Source organism: Haliea sp. (genome assembly GCF_041395985.1).
In the GTDB taxonomy this organism is placed as follows: domain Bacteria; phylum Pseudomonadota; class Gammaproteobacteria; order Pseudomonadales; family Halieaceae; genus Haliea.
In genome coordinates, this window is sequence record NZ_JAWKZJ010000007.1 from 42,569 (window position 1) to 61,265 (window position 18,697).

Annotated in this window: 17 protein-coding genes and 1 tRNA gene; 14 read left to right on the top strand and 4 right to left on the bottom strand. The window is 63.8% G+C overall.

Going from position 1 to position 18,697, the window contains the following annotated elements:
• Positions 1-4: 4 nt before the first annotated feature.
• The gene (locus tag R3E49_RS13285) at positions 5-1,102 is read right to left on the bottom strand and encodes an AI-2E family transporter (protein ID WP_371295485.1); all 1,098 of its coding nucleotides are present in this window, start codon (positions 1,100-1,102) and stop codon (positions 5-7) included.
• 122 nt (positions 1,103-1,224) lie between these two features.
• Between R3E49_RS13285 and R3E49_RS13290 the strand changes: the two genes are divergently transcribed.
• Positions 1,225-2,523 carry an NADH:flavin oxidoreductase/NADH oxidase family protein gene (locus tag R3E49_RS13290; protein WP_371295486.1) on the top strand — a complete coding sequence of 433 codons (1,299 nt, stop codon included), beginning with the start codon at positions 1,225-1,227 and terminating at the stop codon, positions 2,521-2,523.
• A gap of 19 nt (positions 2,524-2,542) precedes the next feature.
• On the opposite strand, the gene R3E49_RS13295 is transcribed toward R3E49_RS13290, so the two are convergent.
• From R3E49_RS13295 to R3E49_RS13305, 3 genes are all read right to left on the bottom strand, one after another.
• Positions 2,543-2,616 (bottom strand) — tRNA-Gly (locus tag R3E49_RS13295).
• Between the two features lie 68 nt (positions 2,617-2,684).
• Entirely contained in the window at positions 2,685-3,599 is a 915-nt protein-coding gene (locus R3E49_RS13300) for a cation diffusion facilitator family transporter (RefSeq protein WP_371295487.1), read from the bottom strand.
• A 69-nt stretch (positions 3,600-3,668) separates the two neighbouring features.
• Entirely contained in the window at positions 3,669-4,490 is an 822-nt protein-coding gene (locus R3E49_RS13305) for a DUF429 domain-containing protein (RefSeq protein WP_371295488.1), read from the bottom strand.
• A gap of 136 nt (positions 4,491-4,626) precedes the next feature.
• Between R3E49_RS13305 and R3E49_RS13310 the strand changes: the two genes are divergently transcribed.
• From R3E49_RS13310 to R3E49_RS13370, 13 genes are all read left to right on the top strand, one after another.
• On the top strand, positions 4,627-5,871 hold the full coding sequence (locus R3E49_RS13310) for an NADH:flavin oxidoreductase (RefSeq protein WP_371295489.1): 1,245 nt from the start codon (positions 4,627-4,629) through the stop codon (positions 5,869-5,871).
• Positions 5,872-5,893: 22 nt separating this feature from the next.
• A complete protein-coding gene (locus R3E49_RS13315; protein WP_371295490.1) occupies positions 5,894-6,688 on the top strand; it encodes an SDR family oxidoreductase in 795 nt (264 codons plus the stop codon).
• Positions 6,689-6,793: 105 nt separating this feature from the next.
• Positions 6,794-7,930 carry a diguanylate cyclase domain-containing protein gene (locus R3E49_RS13320; RefSeq protein ID WP_371295491.1) on the top strand — a complete coding sequence of 379 codons (1,137 nt, stop codon included), beginning with the start codon at positions 6,794-6,796 and terminating at the stop codon, positions 7,928-7,930.
• A gap of 92 nt (positions 7,931-8,022) precedes the next feature.
• On the top strand, positions 8,023-9,201 hold the full coding sequence (locus R3E49_RS13325) for an acyl-CoA dehydrogenase family protein (RefSeq protein ID WP_290737921.1): 1,179 nt from the start codon (positions 8,023-8,025) through the stop codon (positions 9,199-9,201).
• Positions 9,202-9,219: 18 nt separating this feature from the next.
• The gene (locus R3E49_RS13330) at positions 9,220-10,359 is read left to right on the top strand and encodes an acyl-CoA dehydrogenase family protein (protein WP_371295492.1); all 1,140 of its coding nucleotides are present in this window, start codon (positions 9,220-9,222) and stop codon (positions 10,357-10,359) included.
• A gap of 17 nt (positions 10,360-10,376) precedes the next feature.
• Positions 10,377-12,086: an AMP-binding protein gene (locus R3E49_RS13335; RefSeq protein WP_371295493.1), complete on the top strand. Its 1,710-nt coding sequence runs from the start codon at positions 10,377-10,379 to the stop codon at positions 12,084-12,086.
• Positions 12,087-12,129: 43 nt separating this feature from the next.
• The gene (locus R3E49_RS13340; protein ID WP_371295494.1) at positions 12,130-13,380 is read left to right on the top strand and encodes an acyl-CoA dehydrogenase family protein; all 1,251 of its coding nucleotides are present in this window, start codon (positions 12,130-12,132) and stop codon (positions 13,378-13,380) included.
• Positions 13,381-13,441: 61 nt separating this feature from the next.
• Positions 13,442-13,900: a MaoC family dehydratase gene (locus R3E49_RS13345; protein ID WP_371295624.1), complete on the top strand. Its 459-nt coding sequence runs from the start codon at positions 13,442-13,444 to the stop codon at positions 13,898-13,900.
• A 58-nt stretch (positions 13,901-13,958) separates the two neighbouring features.
• Complete coding sequence (locus R3E49_RS13350) at positions 13,959-14,879, top strand: SDR family NAD(P)-dependent oxidoreductase (protein WP_371295495.1); 921 nt, start codon at positions 13,959-13,961, stop codon at positions 14,877-14,879.
• Between the two features lie 54 nt (positions 14,880-14,933).
• Positions 14,934-16,112 (top strand): acetyl-CoA C-acyltransferase, encoded by a 1,179-nt coding sequence (locus R3E49_RS13355; RefSeq protein ID WP_371295496.1) that lies wholly within the window; start codon positions 14,934-14,936, stop codon positions 16,110-16,112.
• 1 nt (position 16,113) lies between these two features.
• A complete protein-coding gene (locus R3E49_RS13360) occupies positions 16,114-17,091 on the top strand; it encodes an NADPH:quinone oxidoreductase family protein (RefSeq protein ID WP_371295497.1) in 978 nt (325 codons plus the stop codon).
• 9 nt (positions 17,092-17,100) lie between these two features.
• The gene (locus R3E49_RS13365) at positions 17,101-18,252 is read left to right on the top strand and encodes an iron-containing alcohol dehydrogenase (RefSeq protein WP_371295498.1); all 1,152 of its coding nucleotides are present in this window, start codon (positions 17,101-17,103) and stop codon (positions 18,250-18,252) included.
• Positions 18,249-18,680 carry an acyl-CoA thioesterase gene (locus tag R3E49_RS13370; RefSeq protein ID WP_371295499.1) on the top strand — a complete coding sequence of 144 codons (432 nt, stop codon included), beginning with the start codon at positions 18,249-18,251 and terminating at the stop codon, positions 18,678-18,680. The genes R3E49_RS13365 and R3E49_RS13370 overlap by 4 nt, the downstream gene beginning before the upstream one ends.
• Positions 18,681-18,697 lie beyond the last annotated feature (17 nt).

The following is an 18,697-nucleotide window of genomic DNA, read 5'->3' on the forward strand; positions in this document are numbered from 1 at the left end:
GCGCTCAGTCGCTGAATTCTTTGGTGAAATCCGTCGCGCGTGTTTCGTTTACCCAGGCCATGAAGACCTGGTAAGCGATGGCCAGAATCACGGCGCCGGTAAACAGGCCGATAATACCACTGATCAACATGCCGCCCAGGGCGCCGAGCAGGATCACCGGCATGGGTGCGGCCACGCCGCGTCCCAGCAGCATCGGCTTCAACACATTGTCCGCGAGGCCGGCAATCACCAGGTAGATCGTAAGCAGACTATTCACCACATTGGAGCCGTCACCGGTGGTCCAGATATAGATGATGGCGGGCACGGTGAAAATCAGCGCGGGTACCTGCATGATGCCCAGGATCAGCGCCGCGACAGCAAAGATGCCGGGCGCCGGGATGCCGGCGAGCAGGAAGCCCACGCCAAAGAGCACGGCCTGTATAAAGGCCACCCCGAGTATCCCTGTAGCCACGGAGCGTACGGTGGCCACAGAGAGCTGGTGCAACTCGTCGCCGAACTCTGCACCGCAGATGCGCCGGAAAATGCGCGTGCTGGTGGCAGCGCCCGGCTGTGCATAGGCCATAAAAATACCCGCGATCACCAGCGCGAAGAGGAAAGCCAGCAGGCTGCCAAGGCCGCCGAGCAGCAGGGACGCGGCCTGCTCGGAAGCGGTGCGAATTTGCCCGGCATGCTGCTGCAGGAACTCGCTCAGGTTGCTGGAGGCGGCCAGCCAACCCTCGTAAACTCGCGGGCCGACCACCGGCCAGCCTGCCACGTTTTCCCCGGGAGGCGGAACGTGCAGTGTGCCCTCCATGAGCGCGGTGTAGGTGCGCAGCATGTCTTCGGTAAAGGACATGCCCAGCATGACAGTGGGTGTTCCCAGCAGCGCCAGGCCCAACACCACCAGCAGCGTGGAGGCGCGACCGGTGCTGGTGCCGAGTTTGTCTGCCAGCCCGCGGGTAAGTGGGTACAGGGCGATGGCAAGCACTGTCGACCAGATCATCAGGGAGAGAAACGGCGCAAAAACGCGCATGGCGAGCCAAACCAGGATGGCGGCCATGCCAAGGCGTACGGCAAGATCGACCGCTGGCGTCTGGGGGGAACGGTTATCGGTATTGGTCATCGGGGCGCATCCTGGCGGTTTGTTATTGGCGTGTGCCAGCGGCTGAGGCCTGTCACGCTTGCAACATAGCGAAAAATGCTGCTCGATACCACGCCGACAAGACCGATTCGCAAGGACACACCATGAAAAATGCGCTTCTTTCAGAGGCTCTGCAACTGCCCTGCGGTGTAGAGCTGCCAAACCGCTTGGCGAAAGCCGCCATGACGGAGGGGCTGGCGACGCCGGAGGGTGTGCCCACCCCGGCACTGAACACCCTCTATCGCCACTGGTCTGCTGGCGGCGCAGGCCTGTTGCTGACGGGTAACGTCATTGTCGACCGCGATCACCTGGAGCGACCGGGTAACGTGGTGATTGATCGTGAGCCGGACCCCGAGATGGCCCAGGCGTTGGCCGCATGGGCGCAGGCCTGCACCGTTGGCGGGAATCAGGCCTGGGTGCAGCTCAGTCATGCCGGGCGCCAGACCATGAAAACCGTCAATCCGCACCCGCGGGCGCCTTCAGCCGTCAAGCTGGGACTGCCGGGCGGACAGTTCGGCATCCCCGTGGCGCTGACCGTGGAGGAGATAGCCGGGCTGGTCGAGCGCTTCGCGGTCGCCGCCCGCGCTGTGTGCAGTGCGGGCTTCACGGGCATTCAGGTCCATGCGGCGCATGGCTACCTGCTTTCCCAGTTCCTCAGCCCGCGCAGCAACCAGCGGCGCGACGCGTATGGGGGCAGCCTGGAAAACCGGTCGCGGCTGCTGTTACAGGTCGTGGCGGCGGTGCGCGACGCGGTTGGCCCGGCGGTGGCGGTGGCGGTGAAACTGAACAGCGCGGATTTTCAGCGCGGCGGTTTTGATTTCGGGGAGAGTCTGCGCGTGGCGAAGTGGCTGGAAGCAGCCGGCGTCGACCTGATCGAAATCTCTGGCGGTACCTACGAACAGCCCCGGCTGCTGGGTGTGGAGGGGCTGGAGGCTCCAGATCCACAAAAAGTGGCGGCATCAACCCTGGAGCGGGAGGCGTATTTCGTCGACTTTGCCCTCGCCATGCGCCGCGAGGTCAGCGTGCCGCTGATGGTCACGGGCGGTTTTCGTACCCGCGAGGCCATGCAGGAGGCGCTGGCGTCGGGTGGCGTGGATGTCATTGGCCTGGGGCGGCCGATGTGTCTGCAAACCGACGCACCCGCGCGGCTGCTGGCGGGCGCGGTCGACGTGCCCCGCTATGAGCAGGGCCTCGGCCTGCTGCCTGATTGGCTGGGTTTTCTGAAACGCGTCAAAACGGTGCGCACGCTGGATACCTTCGCGGGCCAGTACTGGTTTTACGCGCAACTGGACGCGCTGGGCAAGCGCGGCGAGGCAGAGCCGGAACTCTCGGTGTTGCGTGCAGCCCTGCGGGTGGCCGTCGAGCAGCGGCGTTTGCTGCGTGGGCGCACGCTCAGGCCTTGAGTAACAGTGAGGGCGTGTTTGGAGCGGGTGATGGGAATCGAACCCACGCTATCAGCTTGGGAAGCTGAAGTTCTGCCATTGAACTACACCCGCGAAGACGTCGAAGATGGTAGCCCGAAGCGCAGGCGGCGTCAAAGCCGCAGTGGAGGTTCCGCGGGTGGTTACTGCAACTGCTCGTCCTGCTGCACTTCCACAATGCCCGCCGGATCCTGGTGGATCACCACGTCCGCGCCGGGCATGGCGGCGATAACCGCAGCCTCCACCTCATCCGAGATGCGATGTGCCTTGACCAGCGGCATGCTGCCATCCAGCTCCAGATGCATCTCCACAAAGTCGATGCGTCCTGCGCTGCGCGTGCGCAGGTCATGCACGCCCCGCACCTCCGGGTGGCCTTCGGCGATGGCGATGATCCGCGCGCGCTGACTGTCGGGCAACTCCCGGTCCACCAGCTCGTTGAAGGCCGAACCCATAATGCTGCGCGCCGACCAGAGAATGTACAGCGCGGCACCGATGGCGAACAGCGGGTCCGTGCCAGGCCAGCCAAACTGCGCCAGCAACAGTGCGACCACAACCCCGGAGTTGGTCAACAGGTCGGTGCGATAGTGCAGGGCATCCGCGCGGATGGCCGCGGATTGGGTGCGGCGGATGACATAGCCCTGGAACAGCAGCAGTACCGCCGTTGCCGCGATGGTCAACAGCATGACCGCCAGCCCGACCCCGAAGGCGCCGATGGGCTCGGGGTTGAGCAGGCGTCGGGTGGCTTCTACCAGCAGTAATACACCGGAGACGATGATAAATGCGCTTTGCGCAAGGGCCGCTATCGACTCCGCCTTGCCGTGTCCAAAACGGTGCTGGCGGTCGGCGGGCTCCAGTGCGTAGCGCACGGCGAACAGGTTGAGCAGCGATGCCCCGGAATCCATCAGCGAGTCCACCAACGAGGCGAGAATACTGACTGACGAGGTCTGCCAGTAGGCCATGGTCTTGGCCAGGATGAGCACGGCTGCTACGGAAACCGAGGCGTAGGTAGCCAGTTTCATCAGGCGCGCCGCTTGCGCGGGTGAAGCCGGGGATGTCATGGGTCTGGATGTCCACTGCGGGGATAAACGAACAGCAGGATAGAGCAGCGGCGGGGTATTGGCAAAGCGTCAGGGTTGGCTGTGAGGCTGCAGCCCCGGGTCCGCGATCCAGCCTTCAGCCGCCACCGCGGATGTTCCGAAGTCCGGCGGACCCTGACGCCAGGCCCATGCAGCCTGTACCGCGCACAACAGTGCATCCAGTGTGTCTGCACCCGGGTCTTCTGCGAGGTCGTCCGGGGCGTTCACCTGCAACCCGTAGCGTGCCAGCACGGGTTCGCCACAGACCGCTCGCAGCAGGTCCTGTCGTGCACGCCGCTGTGCCTCGGTCTGTTTGCTGCGCGTATCCTGTTTGTAGCTGCGCCTGCCGATGCAGTGCCTGGCGAGCAGGGCGGGGTACGCTTCGACTGCAATTCGCGCAGGATCGCCTGCTTGCAGGCCGGGAATCGATACGCCGCAGGTCAGCAGCCGCGGCGCGCCCTCGAAGAACATCAGTCCCACGGGAACGCCGTAGAGTTTCTGCGGGCTGATGGCGCCTGCCAGACTGTCGGCCTGCCGCCGGTGTTCGCGGTCGCCCGCCGGCCTGCCGCTGCGGTAGTCGTCCAGCGCACTGCGGAACCCCGCCCGCCCCAGGCTTTGGGCGAATCGCACGTAATCCGCCCATGCGGGCGGCCAGCCGATGTTGTGGACAAACCGGCTGGATTGGCCGAAGGGGAAGTCCAGCCCCGCGACCCACGGTCCGGGGCGGCGCAGCAGCCCCTCGAAGGCGTCAAAATGCTCAAGGCGAAAAAGCTCGCCGGCGGTCAGCCGGTTTCCCTGCAACGTGCACTGCAGGGCCGTGATCGGTTTTCCCCGGCGCGGCCGGCTGGTGAAATCGATGCCCCAGATCTGCATGGCAAAGGGTGTCTCTTCGTGTCGGGTAAGCGCCTGCCATATTAAACCGATCTGTCCCCAGTTTCAGAGCAACATCGCGGTGCTCTGCTGTCGGGAGTAAGATGGTGCGGGATCCACAATAACAGGACTGTCCGCCATGGCTTCGACCTCAACCCCCACGCCTTTCGACCCCGTCACCATCGGGCCCATCACCCTGCGCAATCGCTTTATCAAGTCTGGCGCCAATGAAGCGATGTGCCTGGAGGGCAAGCCGACCAAGGCGCTGGTCAAGCATCACCGGGACCTGGCGGCGGGCGGTGTGGGCATGACCACGGTGGCCTATATGGCAGTGGCGAAGGTGGGGCGGACGCTGCCCAATCAGATCTGGATGCGGCCCGAGGTGATCCCCGACCTGCGTGTGCTCACCCAGGCGGTGCACGCTGAGGGCGCGGCGATCTCGGCCCAGATCACCCACGGTGGTTCGTTTGTCACTGGCATGAAAGTGCCCGGGCGTACCATCAGTTCCTCCTCGGGCTTCAACCCCGCCGGCCTGATGAAAGGCAATATCCTCCAGCGTGCGATGAACGAGGACGATATGGCGCGGGTGGAGGCGGAATTCGTGCAGGCCGCGGAACTGGCCCGGGAAGGTGGCTTTGACGCCGTGGAGTTGCACATGGGCCATGGTTACCTGCTCAACCAGTTTATTTCGCCCCTGAGCAACCGTCGCACTGATGAGTACGGCGGCAGCGCGGAGAACCGGGTCCGTTTTCCGGCCCGGGTGCTGGCGGCGGTGAAGCGCGCGGTTGGCAAAGACATGGCGGTGCTGGCCAAGATCAACGTGGCTGATGGCACCCGGCGCGGCGCCACGGCGGAGGACGGTGTCGTCACCGCAGGTGCGCTGCAGGCGGCCGGTGCTGACATGTTGGTGTTGTCCGGTGGCCGCAACGTGGAATCCACCTGGTTCATGTTCGGCAGCAATATGAACCGGGAGATCATCGCCCGGGTGCTGAAGCAACAGGGTGAGTGGATCACGGCGCTGATGATGAAGGCGGCGGCCTCCAGCGAACCCAAGATCGACTTCAAGCCCATGTATTTTCTGGAGTATTCGCGCAAGATCCGTGCCGCGGTCGACATGCCGCTGGCCTATCTGGGTGGCGCGCGTTCGCTGGCCCATGCCGAGCAGTCGCTGGCGGAAGGTTTTGACTGCGTGGTGATGGCGCGGCCACTGATTCACGACCCGGCGCTGGTGAACAAGCTGCGCAGCGGTGAAGTGACCGAATCCGGCTGTGACAACTGTAATGGCTGTGTCGCCTATATTTACCATCCCGCCGGCACCTGGTGCGTGCACAACCCGCCCAACGACCCTGTGCTGAACACCATCCCCGCCGCGGCGGTGCAATAATCTCACCACTCAGGAGCCAATCATGGGCAGTATTCTCGATCGTTTCCGTCTCGACGGGCAGGTGGCACTCATCACTGGAGCGGGGCGCGGTATCGGTGCCGCTACCGCGCTGGCCTATGCGGATGCCGGCGCCGACGTCGCCATTTCAGCGCGTACCCTGAGTGAGTTGGAGGCGGTTGCGGAGCAGGTGCGGTCACGCGGCCGGCGCGCGCTGGTGGTCACCTGTGATGTGACCGATGGTGCACAGCGTGCAGCGCTGGTGGAGCGCACAGTGGCGGAGTTTGGTCGCCTGGACATCCTGGTCAACAATGCGGGCGGTTGGGGCCCCAAGCCGGCGCTGGAGACCACGGATGAGGACTTCGATGCCTGCTTCCACTTCAACGTGACTTCGGCGTTTTCCCTGTCCCGTCTCAGCGCGCCGCACATGGTGGCGACCGCGGGCAAGGGCGCTATCGTCAATATTTCGTCTGTGGCGGGCAGCCTGCCCCAGGCCGGTTTTGCCGCCTACGGCACCGGCAAGGCCGCGCTGTCCTGGCTGACACGGGCGCTGGCGCAGGACTTCGCGCCCAAGGTGCGCGTCAACGGCATCGGCGTGGGCGCGACCGTGACTACCGCGCTGGAAAACTTCATGACGCCGGAAATGGAGCAGACCATGTCCGCGCGCACACCGCTGGCGCGTCTGGGCGAGGCGGAGGATATCGCCGCCTGTGCACTCTATCTGGCGTCGCCCGCCGCATCCTATGTCACGGGCGAGATCTGCGGTGTCAACGGGGGGCTGACCTATTCTCAGGTAGAGATGCCCCGGGCGCAGTTCTAGCGGAGGTTTTTCCCTACGCGGTTATCCCAAAGTATGCCCGCGGTGCATTGACCCGCATCCCGGGCACGCGCACCATGGACGCTCCCGTTCGGTAGCGAGGGCGGCATGAACGCGCTCAGTATTCCCACCCTGTTCCTGGTCATCGCCATGGTGTCGGCCATGTGCACGCTGATTACCTTTGTGTTGTGGCGTATCAACCGGGATATGGAAGGGGTGTTTCCCTGGTTGCTTGCGGCGCTGGCAAACACCGTCGGTTTCCTGGTTGCCTTTCCGTTTGCCAATCGTGGTGGCATCGAACAGTACCTCACCGTTACCAACAACAGCCTCGCGTTGATTGGCGCCGCCCTGTTGCTGGAAGGCGCCCTGCAGTTTCGCGGCCACCACTCCGCCCGGCGCTGGCGTATTGGGCTGTTGCTGATACCGCTGTTCATCGCCATAGCCTGGGTCAACCGGCTGGACCCGGTGGCGCGCCACCTCGCGCATGATTTTCTGTCCGGCCCAATGATGCTCGCGTCAGCGCTGGTTATGGTCTGGCGCAGCCGAGGGCCGGCGTTGCGTGTATACAGTCTCGCGGCCCTGTTTCCTGCCCTGTTGGGCGTGGTCCTGCTCTACCGCGGCTGGTGGGCGCTGCAGGTGACCCTGAACCCCGAGCTGAGTATTGAAGCCCCGCGCGCCATTGCTTTCCTGACCGTGATGCTGTGCCTGATGGGCTGGACATTCGGCATTACCGTAGCCTGCTATTTCCGTGCCCACCTCAGCACCTTGCGGCTGGCCACGGAGGACGTGCTTACGGGGTTGCCGAACCGCCGCCATATCGATGATACCCTGCAGTCCACACTGCGGCGCGCTGAGCGCTATGCGGAGCCCTTCGCGGTATTGCTGATCGATCTGAACGAGTTCAAGCAGGTCAATGATCGCTTTGGCCACCAGTGCGGTGACCAACTGCTCGGGGAAGTGGCGCGGCGCTTGCGCGGATTCCTGCGTGAGGCGGATTTTGCCGGGCGACTGGGGGGCGATGAGTTTCTTGTTATCGTGCACGGCGTCGGCGACCGGGACAGCGCCCTGGTGGCCCGGGAACGTTTGCGGCAGGCGCTGGATGGCCCATTCGAGCTACGCGGTAACCCGGTAGCGGTGCGCAGCGCTATTGGTGTCGCCCTGTGGCCGGTGCAGGGTGACAGCGCGGATGCCATGATGCGCGCGGCCGATGCGGATATGTATGCCGACAAAACGGGGCATTCTTGAACGTTAGCAAAACATACTGTATGTTCAAATCTGCGCTGGGCGATCTGCTGCCCGTCCATTCATACGTTGTTTCGATCTGAAGAGGTGCCCTAGTGAGCGACCTGGAAAAATTTCGTGCCGACACCCGCGCCTGGCTCGAGGAAAATTGCCCCCCGGCCATGCGCGAGCCGGTGCGCGGCTTCGACGATCTTTATATGGGTGGGCGCAACCCGGAAGTTGACCACCCTGACCAGCAGGTCTGGTGCCAGCGCATGGCGGAGCGCGGCTGGACAGTGCCGCACTGGCCGCGTGAGTACGGCGGTGGCGGATTGAACAAGGAAGAGGCGAAGATCCTGCAGCAGGAGATGGCGCGGATAGGCGCGCGCCGACCGCTGGAGAGCTTCGGCATTTCCATGCTCGGCCCGGCGCTGCTCAAGTTCGGCACCGAGGCACAGAAGCAGGAACACCTGCCGCCCATCTGTCGCGGCGAGATCCGCTGGTGCCAGGGCTATTCGGAGCCGAACGCAGGGTCCGACCTGGCCAGTCTGCAAACCCGCGCCGAGGACCGTGGCGATCACTACCTGATCAATGGGCAGAAGGTCTGGACCTCGTACGCCGACAAGGCGGACTGGATATTCTGCCTGGTGCGCACCGACAACAGCGGCAGCAAGCATGAGGGCATCAGCTTCGTATTGTTCGACATGGCCAGCGAGGGCGTGACCACACGCCCGATCAAGCTGATCAGTGGCTCCTCGCCCTTCTGCGAGACGTTTTTTGACAACGTGCGTGCCGAAAAGCGCAACCTCGTTGGTGAAGAGGGCAAGGGCTGGGCAATCGCCAAGTACCTTCTGACGCACGAACGGGAAATGATTTCCGGCTTCGGTACGGCGCCGAAGAAGTCGCTGGGCTCTGTGGCCGTCGAGACCTACGGAGCGGATGCCAGCGGGCGGCTGCGCAACGGCATCCTGCGCCACACCATCGCCCAATATCAGCTGGATGCGCTGGCTTTCGGCGCCACCATGAGCCGCGTGGGCGACGAAGCCAAGGCGGGCCAGGGCCTGGGCGCCGCCTCATCCATTTTCAAGTATTACGGCACCGAGCTGAACAAGCGACGCAACGAGCTCAACCTGGCCATCGGCGGTGAACCGGCGCTGGGCTGGGACGGTGATGTGTATGAGGGTGGCGCCACCAGTCGGGACTGGCTGCGCTCCAAGGGCAACTCCATTGAGGGCGGCACCTCCGAGGTGCAGCTGAACATTATTGCCAAGCGCGTACTGGGCTTGCCGGACTGAGCGGGAGAGGACACTGACATGGCACTGGTACTGACAGAAGAACAGGTGATGCTTAAAGAGTCGGCAGCCGGGCTGCTGGCGGAGAAAGCGGGCGTGGCGCAGCTGCGCGCGCTGCGCGATGCTGATGATGCACTGGGTTTTGCGCCCGATGTGTGGCGCGACATCGCCGGGATGGGCTGGCCCGGTATCGCCATTCCGGAATCCTACGGTGGCCTGGGCTACGGCTACATCGGGCTGGGCCTGGTGCTGGAGCAGGCGGGCCGCCACTTGAGCCCGGTGCCGCTGCAGTCAACCGTGCTGCTTGGCGCAACCCTGCTTAACGCGCTCGGCAGCGAGGCGCAGAAGCAGGCGCTGCTGGCACCCCTGGCAGCGGGCGAGCTGCACGTCACCCTGGCACTACAGGAAGGGCCGCTGCACGCGCCGGAGGATACGGCACTGAAGGCGGAGGCAGACGGCGCGGGGTATCGCCTGCATGGCAGCAAGTGCCTGGTGCTTGATGCGCTGGCGGCGCAGCAGTTTGTGGTGATTGCGCGGACCTCCGGGGAACCCGGTGACAGTGCCGGGCTGACGGCTTTCCTGGTGCCGGCGGACGCTGCGGGCCTCACGGTGGAGCGTCGCAGCCTGGTGGATGCCCGCGGTGTGGGCGCGCTGCAGCTGGATGCGGTGCAGGTGCCTGCCGATGCGGTTCTGGGTGATGTGGATGGCGCCTGGGACGGGCTCAGCCGCAGCCTCGATATCGCCAATATCGGGCTTGCAGCAGAGTTGCTGGGTATCGCATCAGAGGCCTTCGAACGCACCGTGGGGTACCTCAAGGAGCGCAAGCAGTTCGGCAAGGTTATCGGGTCCTTCCAGGGCTTGCAGCACCGCGCCGCGGAGCTGTTTGCCGAACTGGAGCTGTCCCGCTCACTGGTGCTCAAGGCGCTGCAGGCGATTGATGCAGATGACCCCCAGTTGCCCGTGCTTGCGAGCGCGGCGAAGGCCAAGCTCTGTGAGGTGGCCCAGCGCGCGACCAACGAGGGTATCCAGATGCATGGCGGTATCGGCATGACGGATGAGTACGACATCGGTTTTTTCATCAAACGCGCGCGGGTGGCGCAGCATTGTTTCGGTGACTACAACTACCACCTCGACCGTTTCGCCAGGCTGAGCGGTTTCTGAGGCGCATAGCCGCCGCTATGCAGACATCTGACGATCTGTTCGCCGCCCGGGTTGCCGCATTGACGGCGCCCGGCCAGCCCTTTGCCCTGGAAACGGTCACGGTGGGTGGCGTGGCGTATCGCTCCTACTGCAACATGCCCCGTAACCTTGGGCAGTACTGCGCGTTGATGCGCCAGCATGGCGACCGCTGTTTCGCTGTCTACCGCGAGCAGCGCTACAGCTTCGAGGAGGCCTGGACGCACAGTGCAGCGCTTGCCACGGCGCTGCAGCAGCGCTTTGGCGTGACCCACGGCGACCGTGTTGCCATCGTCGGTCGCAACAACCCGGAATGGATGATGGCATTCATCGCGATTGTCTCGATCGGGGCGGTGGCGGTGCCGATGAACGCCTGGTGGACGAGCGAGGAACTGGATTACGGCATCGAGGACAGCGGCAGTCGCGTGGTGATTGCCGATCCCGAACGGGTCAGCCGTCTGGCGCCAATCGCGGCGCGCCACGCGCTGTCGATCATCGCGGTGGGCGATTGCAGCGGTATCCCCGTGGAATCCGTTGCCTTCGACACCTTGCTACAGTCCTTCCGGGGTGTGGACATGCCCGAGGTTGCGGTGGCCCCCGACGACGACGCCACCATCATGTATACCTCCGGTTCGACCGGGCATCCCAAGGGGGCCGTTTCCACGCACCGCGCGATTCTGGCGGCACTCTGGAGCTGGTTGCTGCAGGGTACTGTGAACAAGCAGCTGGCGGGTGCGGCAACCAGGCCGCCTTATCCGCCCGCAGGCCTGCTGACCATTCCGCTGTTTCACTGCACCGCCAGCCACTCGGCCTTTCTGCTCTCGCTGTTGGTGGGCCGAAAACTGGTGATCATGCACAAGTGGGATGCGCAGGAGGCCCTGCGGTTGATCGAGGCGGAGCGGATTACCTGGTTCAACGGTGTGCCCACCATGTCGGCGGAACTGCAGGCCGCTGCCGCCGAGAGCGCGTATGATCTATCCTCGCTGGCCGAAATCTTCTCAGGGGGCGCGGCCCGGCCCCCCGATCAGGTGGGGAAAATTGCGGGAACCTTTCCGGGGTCGGCACCGGGCATTGGCTACGGACTCACCGAGACCAATGCCCTCGGCGCCGTAAATGCGGGTGCTGCATACGTTGCGCGGCCTTCGAGTACCGGGCGCGCGGTGCCCGCAGTCACCGAGTTCAAGGTGATTGACGGCGCAGGCCACACCTTGCCCGCCGGTGAGCGTGGCGAGCTGTGCATCAAGTCCACGGCGAATGTCCGGGGCTACTGGAACAAACCGGAAGCCACCCGCGAGGCCTTCGTCGACGGTTGGTTCCACACCGGTGATGTGGCCCGCCTGGATGACGAGGGCTTTCTCTACATCGTCGACCGCATCAAGGACATCATTATCCGCGGCGGAGAGAACATCAGCTGCATCGAAGTGGAAGCGGCGATACATCGGCACCCCGCGGTGCGTGAGGCCGCGGTGTTCGGTCTGCCCGACGCACGTCTCGGTGAAAGTGTGGGAGCGGTTGTTACGGTGCGTGCCGGGGCAGCACTGGAAGCGGAGCAGCTGCAGGGCTTCCTGCGCGAACACCTGGCGGCCTTCAAGGTGCCGGAGCGAATCTGGCTGCAGGAGCAGCCCCTGCCGCGTATCGCCTCGGGCAAGATTTTCAAGCGTCAGCTGAAGGCCCAGTACAGTGCCGGGTTGACGCAGGCGGCCAAAGACTAATTGTTGGCTAATCTTAATCACACACAGCAAGAGCGAGCATGCCATGGATCTTGGAATCAGTGACAAACTACAACCCCTGCTGGCGCAGGTAAGGGCTTTCGTAGCGGAGGAAATCGAGCCGCTGGAAGAGGAGTACATGGCGGAGATCGGTGTGGGAGACCGCTGGCAGTTCACCCCCCGTCAGACCGAGATCATGGAAACCCTGAAGGGCAAGGCGAAAGCGGCCGGCCTGTGGAACTTCTTCCTGACCGACGGCGAGCATGGCTCCGGCCTGACCACCGTGGAATATGCCTATCTTGCCGAGGAAATGGGCAAGTCGCATATCGCCGCCGAGGTGTTCAACTGTGCCGCCCCGGACACCGGCAACATGGAGGTGCTGCACAAGTACGGCAGCGAGGCGCAAAAACGCGAGTGGCTTGAGCCGCTGCTGAATGGCGAGATTCGCTCCGCCTACGCCATGACCGAGCCCGGCGTGGCCTCATCGGATGCCACCAACATTAGCACATCCGCGGTGCTTGACGGTGACGAGTGGGTCATCAACGGCGAGAAGCACTATATCTCCGGCGCCGGTGACCCGCGCTGCAAGATCATGATTGTGATGGTCAAGACCGATCCCGATGCGCCCAAGCACCTGCAGCAGTCCCAGATACTGGTGCCCATGGATACGCCCGGCGTAGAGAACCTGCGCGCGATGAACGTGTTTTCCATGGACGATGCGCCCCACGGCCACATGCACCAGCGCTACACCAACGTTCGGGTACCCAAGGAAAACATGATCCTGGGGCCGGGCCGCGGTTTCGAGATCTCCCAGGGGCGGCTGGGCCCCGGTCGTATTCACCACTGCATGCGTGCCATCGGGGCGGCGGAGAAGGCGCTCCAGCTCCTCTGTGAGCGCGCGGTTTCCCGCACGGCGTTTGGCAAGCCTCTGGCGCGTCTCGGCGGCAATGTCGATATCATCGCCAACGCGCGCATGGATATCGAAATGGCCCGCCTGCTCACCCTGAAAACCGCGTGGATGATGGATAACGTGGACCCGAAGGAAGCCCGGATCTGGATCTCCATGATCAAGACCGCGGTGCCCAATATCTCCATTCGCATTGTCGACCAGGCAATCCAGATGTACGGTGCACTCGGCGTCTCCCAGGATACGCCGCTGGCCACCATGTACATGGGCCAGCGCACCCTGCGCCTGGCGGACGGCCCGGACGAGGTGCATCGCATGGTGGTGGGCCGTAACGAGCTCAGGCGCTACATGGAGCAACAGGAGGTCAACGCGACTTTCCGCGACGGCTGAGGGTCAAGCCCTGGCAGATTTCACAACCGATACACGTAACCGCAAGGACATACACATGACCATGAAAGTCGTTCCCAACAGCGAAATGGTGAACCAGAAGGGCCTGAAGCTGGAGCCCGGCCCCTGGGTTACCCTGGGCCAGGACCGCATCAACGCGTTTGCCGATGTCACCGAGGACCACCAGTTCATTCACATCGATGAAGAAAAAGCCGCGCAAACGCCTTTTGGTGGCACGATTGCACACGGTTTTCTCACGCTCTCCATGCTGGTGAAGATGTGCGAGGGTGTCGGGATCATGCCCGAGAAAGTGCTGATGGGTATCAACTACGGCTTCGACAAGGTGCGTTTCCTGACGCCGGTGCGCGCCGGCAAGCGTGTACGCGCGCACGTCGAGATTGTGGATGTGCAGCCGAAGGACGGCAACCGGTTCCTGATCAAGCAGGCCATTTCGGTCGAGATCGAGGGCGAGGACAACCCCGCACTGATCGCTGAATGGCTGTCCATGGTGGTTGCGGGCTGAATTGACGTGCCCGCTGGGCGGGCACACGACATTGATTGAATGAAGGGAGAGTAGAGTGATGAGTATTCGCTATGACGGTAAGGTCGCCATTGTCACCGGAGCGGGCCAGGGGCTGGGCCGCTGTCACGCCATCGCACTGGCCGCCCGCGGCGCCAAGGTGGTGGTGAACGACCTGGGTGGTGCAAAGGATGGTACTGGTGCCTCCAGCGACGCGGCACGCGCGGTGGTCGCCGAGATTGAAGCGGCCGGTGGCGAAGCGATTGCCAACGGCGCCAACGTGGCGCAATACACCGAAGTGGAAGGCATGGTGCAGCAGGCCATGGAGAAGTGGGGCCGCGTGGACATTCTGGTCAACAATGCCGGCATCCTGCGCGACAAAAGCTTTACCAAGGGTGGGCTGGATGATTTCCAGCTGGTACTCGACGTGCACCTCATGGGCACCGTGAACTGCACCAAGGCGGTGTGGGACATTATGCGCGATCAATCCTACGGCCGCATTGTGGTCACCACGTCCTCCAGTGGTCTCTACGGCAACTTTGGTCAGAGCAACTACGGCGCCGCGAAAATGGGTGTGATCGGGCTGATGAATACGCTGGTGCAGGAAGGCGCCAAGTACAACATCCGGGTCAACGCACTGGCACCCACCGCGGGTACGCGCATGACAGAGGGGTTGCTGCCGGAGAAAGCCTTTGAACTGCTGACGCCGGAAACCGTCACCCCGGCGGTGCTTTACCTGGTCAGTGAAGACGCACCGAACCGCACCATCCTCGCGGCGGGTGCCGGCGCCTTTGCCGTGTCGCGTATCGTGGAAACCGAAGGTGCCTGGTTGCCGGTTGAAGAGCAGACGCCGGAGGGCATTGCCGCACACTGGGACGAAATCAGCAGCCGGGAAGGCGAGCGTGAGCTCACCGCGGGCTTTGAGCAAAGCATCAAGATGGTGGGCAAAGCCGCGGAAAACCTCGGCATCAAACTCGATTGATACGCCCCCTTCACACAACAGGGGTGCGCGTCTGTTATGCCCCGGGAGAACATTATGAAAGAAGCCGTAATTGTCGCCACTGCCCGTACGCCGATCGCCAAGGCGTTTCGGGGCGGTTTTAACAACCTTGGTGGCGCCAGCCTGGGCGCTGCCTCCGTGGCCGAGGCCGTGCGTCGCGCCGGCATTGATCCCGCCCGGGTGGACGACGTGATCATGGGCAGCGCCCTGCAGCAGGGCGCCACGGGCTCCAACGTGGCACGGCAGATTGCGCTGCGTGCCGGCCTGCCGGTCACCGTCTCCGGCATGACCCTTGACCGGCAGTGCTCCTCCGGCCTGATGGCCGTGGCGACGGCGGCCAAGCAGATCATGTACGACGGTATGAGCTGTGTTGTGGGTGGCGGGCTGGAATCCATCTCGCTGGTGCAGAACGAGCACATGAACCTGCACCGGATGGTCGACGAAGAACTCATGGCTATGCATCCCAATATCCACATGCCCATGCTGCAAACCGCGGAAGTGGTGGCCAAGCGCTATGATATTTCCCGTGAAGCCATGGATGAGTATGGACTGCAGTCACAGCAGCGCACTGCCGAGGCTTATGCCGACGGCCGCTACGAGGCGGAGCTGGTGCCGGTCACGTGCAAGCGCATCGTGTGGAACAAGGAAACCGGGGAGCAGTCCGAGGCGGAGGCCACGGTGAGTGCGGACGAGGGTGTGCGCGCGACAACCGCGGAAGGTCTCGCCGGCCTGAAAACGGTGATTGAAGGCGGCACCATCACTGCGGGTAACGCGTCGCAGCTCTCCGACGGCTCATCTGCACAGGTGCTGATGGACGCCAAACTGGCAGAGCAGGAGGGCCTGCAGCCACTGGGCCTGTACCGTGGTATCGCGGTGGCCGGCTGTGAACCGGACGAAATGGGCATCGGCCCGGTCTTCGCCGTGCCCAAGCTGCTCAAGCAGCACGGCCTGTCGGTGGATGATATCGGCCTGTGGGAGCTCAATGAAGCCTTTGCCGTGCAGGTGCTGTACTGCCGCGACCGGCTGGGAATCGATAACGAGAAGCTCAACGTCAGCGGTGGCGCGATTTCCATCGGTCACCCCTACGGTATGAGCGGTTCGCGGATGATTGGCCACGCCCTGCTGGAAGGCAAACGGCGCGGGGTGAAATATGTGGTGATCACTATGTGCGTCGGCGGCGGCATGGGTGCTGCCGGCCTGTTCGAGGTGCTGTGATATGAAAGCGATTGTCTGCAAGGAGCACGGACTGCCCGATAAACTGTCTCTGGAGACCGCGTGGCCCGACCCCGAAATGGGCGACGACGATGTGCTGATTGATGTCAAGGCGGCGGGGCTCAACTTCCCCGACGTGCTGATCATCCAGAACAAGTACCAGACCAAACCCGATCTGCCCTTCATCCCCGGGGGCGAGTGCTCGGGCGTGGTCGCGGCCGTGGGCAGCAAGGTCAAACGCCTGAAGCCCGGTGACAAGGTGATCTCCATGGGGGCACACGGTGCGTTCTGTTCGCGCATTGCAGCGAACCAGCACAGCGTGTTTCCCATGCCTGAGGGCCTGAGCTTTGAGCAGGCTGCCGGTATTGCGATCACCTATTTCACCTCCTACCACGCGCTCAAGCAGCGCGCCAACCTGCAGCCGGGCGAAACCCTCCTGGTGCTGGGTGCGGCGGGTGGAGTCGGCACGACGGCGGTCGAGCTGGGCAAGTTGATGGGTGCGCGGGTGATTGCGGCTGCGAGCACCGACGAGAAGCTGGCGCTGTGCAAGCAACTCGGTGCCGACGAACTGATCAACTACAGCGACGTATCGCTCAAGGACGCGCTGAAAGAGCTGACCGGCGGCAAGGGTGTGGATGTGGTGTACGATCCGGTCGGCGGTGACTACGCGGAACCCGCCCTGCGCAGTATGGCCTGGAAGGGTCGTTACCTGGTGATTGGTTTCGCCAGCGGCCCCATTCCAAGCATCCCGCTCAACCTGACGCTGCTCAAGGGCTGTTCGATTGTGGGTGTATTCTGGGGCCGCTTCATGGGCGAGGAGCCCGAGGTGAATCTGCAGAACATCCATGAGCTCTGGGCACTGTTTGCCGAGGGTAAACTGAAGCCGGTGGTGACCGATCTGTTTGCGCTGGAGGACTATGAGGCCGCCTACGCCTGCATGATGGAACGACGGGCGCGCGGCAAGGTGATTCTCACGCTGTAGGAGTACAGGATGCAGCCCTTCGTCTTCAACACCGTGCCGCAGCTGGTGTGCCAGCCGGGTAGCGCGCTGGCGCTGGCTGAGCGTTGCCGGAGCCTGGGCATCCGCCGGCCCTTGCTGGTGACTGATCCCGGCTTGCTGGCAATCGGTCTGGTGCAGCCCGTGCAGGCAGCGCTGGAAGCGGCCGGCGTGCAGGTTACGCTCTACGACCAGGTGCGTGAGGACCCGCCGGAGGCCACCGTTGAGGCGGCGGCTGCTCGGGGTCGCAGCGCTGACGTCGATGGTGTGATCGCGGTAGGCGGGGGCAGCTCCATGGACGTCGCCAAGGTGGTGGCGGTGCTGCTCGCAGGATCGCAGCCTTTGCGCGCCTTGTACGGTGTTGATCAGGTCAGTGGTGGGCGTCTGCCCCTGATCCTGGTGCCGACGACCGCAGGCACCGGCTCCGAGGTGACGCCTGTCGCGGTCATCACCACCGGTGAGACAACCAAGGCCGGTGTGTCCTCGCCCGTTCTCTTGCCGGATATTGCGCTGCTCGACGCCGACCTGACGCTGGGCCTGCCGCCGCGGGTGACGGCCATGACTGGCGTTGATGCCATGGTGCATGCCATCGAAGCCTACACGTCCAAACTCAAGAAGAACCCGTTGTCAGATATCCTGGCGCGCGAGGCGCTGCGGCTGCTGGCAGCCAACATCCGCACGGCCGTCAGCGACGGGGCCAACCGGGAGGCCCGTGCGGCCATGCTGCTGGGCGCCTGCCTTGCGGGGCAGGCATTTGCCAACGCCCCGGTCGCTGCAGTGCATGCGCTGGCCTATCCGCTGGGGGGGCACTACCACATTCCCCACGGTCTCAGTAACTCGCTGGTATTGCCCTCTGTGCTGGCCTACAACATGCCGACAGCCGAGACGCTGTATGCAGAACTTGCCGAGATCATCGTGCCGGCCGCCACGGGCAGCGCCGCCGCACTGGTGCAGGCCCTGCAGCAGCTGATTGCCGACGTGGGCCTGCCCGCCACGCTGGCGGATGCCGGAGTGCCGGCGGCAGACCTGCCGATGCTGGCGGCGGAGGCCATGCAGCAGCAGCGCTTGCTGGTGAACAATCCCCGTGAGGTGAGTGAAGAGGATGCGCTGGCGATCTATCGCGCGGCCTATGGAGAGGGCGCATGAGCAAACGTCCCGGGCGTGATGCCTACGCTGTGTTCTACCCCATCAGCACCCGCTGGTCCGACAACGACACCTACGGCCACATCAACAATGTGGTCTATTACTCCTACTTCGACTCGGTGGCCAACCGGTACCTGATCGAGGAGGGCGGGCTGGATATCAACGATGGCAGGGTGGTCGGCTACGTGGTGCAGTCCGGTTGTGACTACCATGCCCCGGCCAGCTACCCGGAGGCGATTGAAGGCGGGTTGCGGGTGGACCGGTTGGGCAACAGTTCAGTGCAATACGGTATTGCCATATTTCGCGAGGGTGAGCAGGAGGCGCTGGCCCACGGGCATTTCGTGCATGTCTTCGTGGACCGGGCCAGCAACCGGTCGGTGCCCATACCCGAAGACTTGCGGGTGGCGTTGGACAAGTTGCGTAGGGGTTGATCCTGGAGCGAGCGCGC

What these genes read in the sequence shown, in the direction of transcription:
- R3E49_RS13285 (WP_371295485.1), bottom strand. Translation starts at nt 1,102, where the DNA reads ATGACCAATACCGATAACCGTTCCCCCCAGACGCCAGCGGTCGATCTT.
- R3E49_RS13290 (WP_371295486.1), top strand. Translation starts at nt 1,225, where the DNA reads ATGAAAAATGCGCTTCTTTCAGAGGCTCTGCAACTGCCCTGCGGTGTA.
- R3E49_RS13300 (WP_371295487.1), bottom strand. Translation starts at nt 3,599, where the DNA reads ATGACATCCCCGGCTTCACCCGCGCAAGCGGCGCGCCTGATGAAACTG.
- R3E49_RS13305 (WP_371295488.1), bottom strand. Translation starts at nt 4,490, where the DNA reads ATGCAGATCTGGGGCATCGATTTCACCAGCCGGCCGCGCCGGGGAAAA.
- R3E49_RS13310 (WP_371295489.1), top strand. Translation starts at nt 4,627, where the DNA reads ATGGCTTCGACCTCAACCCCCACGCCTTTCGACCCCGTCACCATCGGG.
- R3E49_RS13315 (WP_371295490.1), top strand. Translation starts at nt 5,894, where the DNA reads ATGGGCAGTATTCTCGATCGTTTCCGTCTCGACGGGCAGGTGGCACTC.
- R3E49_RS13320 (WP_371295491.1), top strand. Translation starts at nt 6,794, where the DNA reads ATGAACGCGCTCAGTATTCCCACCCTGTTCCTGGTCATCGCCATGGTG.
- R3E49_RS13330 (WP_371295492.1), top strand. Translation starts at nt 9,220, where the DNA reads ATGGCACTGGTACTGACAGAAGAACAGGTGATGCTTAAAGAGTCGGCA.
- R3E49_RS13335 (WP_371295493.1), top strand. Translation starts at nt 10,377, where the DNA reads ATGCAGACATCTGACGATCTGTTCGCCGCCCGGGTTGCCGCATTGACG.
- R3E49_RS13340 (WP_371295494.1), top strand. Translation starts at nt 12,130, where the DNA reads ATGGATCTTGGAATCAGTGACAAACTACAACCCCTGCTGGCGCAGGTA.
- R3E49_RS13345 (WP_371295624.1), top strand. Translation starts at nt 13,442, where the DNA reads ATGAAAGTCGTTCCCAACAGCGAAATGGTGAACCAGAAGGGCCTGAAG.
- R3E49_RS13350 (WP_371295495.1), top strand. Translation starts at nt 13,959, where the DNA reads ATGAGTATTCGCTATGACGGTAAGGTCGCCATTGTCACCGGAGCGGGC.
- R3E49_RS13355 (WP_371295496.1), top strand. Translation starts at nt 14,934, where the DNA reads ATGAAAGAAGCCGTAATTGTCGCCACTGCCCGTACGCCGATCGCCAAG.
- R3E49_RS13360 (WP_371295497.1), top strand. Translation starts at nt 16,114, where the DNA reads ATGAAAGCGATTGTCTGCAAGGAGCACGGACTGCCCGATAAACTGTCT.
- R3E49_RS13365 (WP_371295498.1), top strand. Translation starts at nt 17,101, where the DNA reads ATGCAGCCCTTCGTCTTCAACACCGTGCCGCAGCTGGTGTGCCAGCCG.
- R3E49_RS13370 (WP_371295499.1), top strand. Translation starts at nt 18,249, where the DNA reads ATGAGCAAACGTCCCGGGCGTGATGCCTACGCTGTGTTCTACCCCATC.